Raw genomic sequence first — 3,370 nt, forward strand, 5'->3', positions numbered from 1 at the left:
GTATTAGACATTTGGAACAATCGCTGGGCCAATCCTGTGCAAATGGCACGCGAAGGCTTCCAGCTCATCAACATGAACGACAATCTACTCTACATCGTGCCGCGCGCTGGCTACTATCACGACTATCTTGATACGCAAACGCTCTACACGCGCTGGCAGCCCTTTATCTTCGATCTGACCAATCCTCATCTGAATCTGGCGCCCAACGATCCGCATCTGCTGGGGGCCATGTTTGCCCTTTGGAATGATAAGCTCAACGTGGTCAGTGATGCCCAAATTGAGGACCGTATTGCACCGGCGGTGCGTGTGCTCAGTCAGAAGCTCTGGAGCGGAGTGACGCCCCTCTCCTATGGTCAATTCATGCAGCTTGCCTTGCAGCTCAGCGCTGTGCCAGGCACCCATCTGCCGGAGCCGCCGCTGCCCTTTGAATTCACGCCGCATCAGCAAAGTGACGGGCCCCGTTCCCTGAACTGGCCAGAGCCTTTGGCGCTGGTCACACTTTGGAGGCGGCGTCTCTGAAAGCAGCTCGCTGGTTCGCCATCTGCTCGGGTCCAGAGCGAAACGCGAGTGAGCCTGTGCTGTCTCGCTTCCAGCGCATTTCCCGCTAGGCTCAAGGGCTATGAGGTGAGTGCTGGAATGTTCACAGGGGACTGAAGTGTTTCCTCCTTAGAGAGGGACAACGAAGCCCTCTGCTGAGAGTACTCATCGGCTGGATGGCATCGCAAGATAATCCAGGCCTGCTCTACGTAGGCACGAGCGAGAACGTGTCTGAGGACGACGAAGGAGTGTCAGCTCTCCTATCGTCGTTTTTTCTCTTGAGGGAGTAAAAGAGAACGGCTATGCCGAAAACGAAGAAGCAGCTTATCGTATCGGGAGCGTCTCCCGCCCGTGCAGGGGACGACCAGCGTGTTGAGCATACAGAGACAGAAAGTGGGGCCATGCCGCATGTTGTCATTGTCGGTGGGGGCTTTGGCGGCTTGCAGGCGGCGCGTGCCCTAGGAAAGGCTCCCGTTAGAGTAACGGTCATCGATCGGACCAATCATCACCTCTTTCAGCCTTTGCTTTATCAAGTGGCGACGGCGGCGCTCTCACCTGCTGATATCAGTGCCCCCATCCGTCATGTGCTCAGGCGCCAGCGCAATACGCGTGTTCTCCTGGCCGAAGTGACTGGCGTTGACATAGCAGGCAAGCGGGTGCTCCTGGGTGAGCGCGGGGAGCGGAGCATTAGCTACGACTACCTGATCATTGCCACAGGAGCGGGCCAGAACTACTTTGGTCATCCTGAGTGGGCCCGCTATGCTCCGGGATTGAAAACGCTAGAGGATGCAACGCGCCTGCGACGGCAGATCCTGCTGGCCTTTGAGGCTGCCGAAATGGAGAGCGACCCTGACCGGCAGCGTGCCCTGTTAACCTTTGTGCTCGTCGGAGCAGGACCGACAGGCGTCGAGATGGCTGGTGCCATTGCCGAGCTGGCACACAAGGCTCTGGCCGCCGACTTTCGCAACATCAATCCCCATTCGGCGCGCATCATTCTGGTCGAAGCGGCGCCACGCATCCTGCTCTCCTTCCCCGCCGAGCTGGCCGAGAAGGCGCGGCGTGCTCTCAACCGTCTGGGCGTCGAGGTTCGCACCTCGGCACCTGTCGAGGCAGTCGATGAGAACGGCGTTGTGATCGCTGGCGAGTACCTGCCAGCCAAAACTGTCATCTGGACCGCCGGGGTCCAGGCTTCACCTGCAGGCCATTGGCTTCAGGCCGAGGTTGATCGTGCCGGGCGCGTTAAGGTCAATCCCGATCTCAGCCTGCCTGGTCACCCCGAGATCTTCGTGATCGGCGATACAGCTCATGTTGAGGAGAACGGTCAGCCCTTGCCTGGCCTGGCGCCAGTTGCCATGCAAGAGGGCCGCTACGTAGCGCGCGCCATTCTCCAGCGCCTGGCTGGTCGAGAGCCTGCGCCCTTCCACTATGTCAATAAGGGAAACCTGGCTACGGTAGGACGGGCTTGGGGCCTATTGCAGATTGGCAAATTGCGTCTGACGGGCTTCCTGGCCTGGATCTTGTGGCTGACTGTTCACATTTTCTACTTGATCGGTTTCCGCAATCGTGTCCTGGTACTCTTCCAATGGGCGTGGGCCTACCTCACGTTCCAGCGCGGTGCGCGCCTGATCCTCTATCCAGAGCGCGCCGGCAGCCGTGAGGCGATGCCAGTGACGACACTCGACTGACAAGAGCCGCTGCGACTACGCAAAGAAGGCCGCAGGTCAGCGCCTGCCGTTGGGGAAATCGACAGAGCAGATAGTCTCAAGATCACCCTCTGCTCTGTACCAGTTGTCGCCAACGGCGGGCGTCTTGTTTTCAGAACAAGGTGCCAGCCTGCTGCAGCTAGCTGAAACCTGGTAGGTCGCTGGCGCGTGTCCTCTCTGGAAGGAGTCAAAGACTTGCTAAACGCACGAACGCCTGAGTTTGTGGATCAGGAAAGGAAAGGTTGGGCCTATGACGACACGCACGCATAGCACTGGCAAGACAACCTTTGAGGGCCAGCCGCGCCTGAAGCAGCGCATGTACGAGATTCAGACACCCCAGCAGGTGCGTCAGCTCCCGATTGAGCTCCCCGAAGAGGCGCGTAAGCAGAGCATCGAGATGCTGAATCAGGTGCTGGCCGACTCGATCACGCTCTACCATCTCTACAAGAAACATCACTGGCAAGTGGCCGGCCCTACTTTCTATCAGCTGCACCTCCTCTTTGATAAGCATGCTGAGGAGATTCTCCAGACCATTGATCTGATCGGGGAGCGCATCCAAATGTTGGGAGGCGTAGCCCTCGGAATGCCCTTTGATGTGGTCGAGCGCACCAAGATTGAACGCCCCCCTAGTGGGGCCGAGAGCGTCCCCTCAATGCTGGCTCGCCTGCTGGAGGCGCATCGCATCGTCATCAAGGGGTTGCGCCAGGGCATTGAGCTGACAGAGCAATGCAAAGACTACGGCACTAATGATATGTTAATGTCAGATATTCTTCGCATGCATGAAATGCATGTCTGGTTTATCTCGCAGCATCTTGTTGACACCCCGCTCGTAGGTGAGGACGGCACCGTTTGACCGTCTAACGACTGAAGCGGCGGAGGCAGCTTCAACGCTGTTAGCTTCTAGCTCAATACGACCACCACTAGCGCCAGACTCGAAGGACAGCTTTGGGTCTGGCGCTAGTCATGCTGGCTAGCGCTCTTTCCCAGTCCTCCTAACCTGGCTATCTGTCGCCGCGAGTGACTATCTCCGCTCCCCTTCTGGCTTCTTCCGTTTGGCGGTGCTGGCTAAGCGCTCCCTCTTTCCCTGCGATCTCCTTTGTGCTATAGTATAACATCGCGTTATAATCCAG

2 protein-coding genes and 1 pseudogene are annotated in these 3,370 nt (G+C 58.0%); all 3 read left to right on the forward strand.

What is annotated here, in order from left to right; genetic code table 11:
* A pseudogene (locus tag IRZ24_RS18445) lies at positions 1-519 on the forward strand (hypothetical protein); the annotation flags it as partial.
* A 320-nt stretch (positions 520-839) separates the two neighbouring features.
* A complete protein-coding gene (locus IRZ24_RS18450) occupies positions 840-2,222 on the forward strand; it encodes an NAD(P)/FAD-dependent oxidoreductase (protein ID WP_297167602.1) in 1,383 nt (460 codons plus the stop codon).
* Positions 2,223-2,490: 268 nt separating this feature from the next.
* Positions 2,491-3,093 carry a DNA starvation/stationary phase protection protein gene (locus IRZ24_RS18455; RefSeq protein ID WP_297167605.1) on the forward strand — a complete coding sequence of 201 codons (603 nt, stop codon included), beginning with the start codon at positions 2,491-2,493 and terminating at the stop codon, positions 3,091-3,093.
* The last annotated feature ends 277 nt before the right edge of the window (positions 3,094-3,370 follow it).

Source organism: Thermogemmatispora sp., assembly GCF_019683755.1.
In the GTDB taxonomy this organism is placed as follows: domain Bacteria; phylum Chloroflexota; class Ktedonobacteria; order Ktedonobacterales; family Ktedonobacteraceae; genus Thermogemmatispora.

Bases quoted from the DNA above. Each gene is read 5' to 3' on its own strand.
- IRZ24_RS18455 (WP_297167605.1), top strand. From the start codon at position 2,491: ATGACGACACGCACGCATAGCACTGGCAAGACAACCTTTGAGGGCCAG.
- IRZ24_RS18450 (WP_297167602.1), top strand. From the start codon at position 840: ATGCCGAAAACGAAGAAGCAGCTTATCGTATCGGGAGCGTCTCCCGCC.